Origin of the sequence: Corallococcus carmarthensis, from assembly GCF_003611695.1 — a bacterium.
Classification (GTDB): Bacteria; Myxococcota; Myxococcia; order Myxococcales; family Myxococcaceae; genus Corallococcus; species Corallococcus carmarthensis.
This window is the reverse complement of the sequence record NZ_RAWE01000515.1, coordinates 1-385: the sequence shown is the minus strand read 5'-3', so window position 1 is coordinate 385 and position 385 is coordinate 1. Positions and strand designations below refer to the sequence as shown.

At 48.8% G+C, this 385-nt stretch carries 1 protein-coding gene; it reads left to right on the top strand.

Annotated features, from left to right (window positions below):
* Window positions 1–350, top strand: a 350-nt coding sequence (locus D7X32_RS45905; protein ID WP_158625880.1) for a hypothetical protein, incomplete at its 5' end; no start/stop codon positions are given.
* Window positions 351–385: the final 35 nt, after the last annotated feature.

Genomic DNA, 385 nt, shown 5'->3' with positions numbered 1-385 from the left:
CAGATCAAGGCCTTGACGACAAGAGATATGAATTACTTCGGAAATTCGTGCAGGCGCTATCGGATCTGGATAGCAGCACACTGCAGGAAGACTTTGATCTGACCTCAGTCATGATTCTGGAAATCTACGAGCTTCTGCCGGTGTACTTCCTAGAAGGTGCCGCCATTTCCATCCCTCTACCTACGTACGGCGCAGCAGGCGACTTGATACCGTTGATGACAACGTATGACTATGGTGATGGTGACATTGCAGTTGAGTGCTATCTCCTCGGGGATGGCGAGCCCAGCGAAGCCATTCTTCATGTCCATTTCGAGAAAGGTAATCTCATCTACGGATTCATCAATTCATAGCAATTCCCGATCGCCCAAAGCGAACGATATTTCAG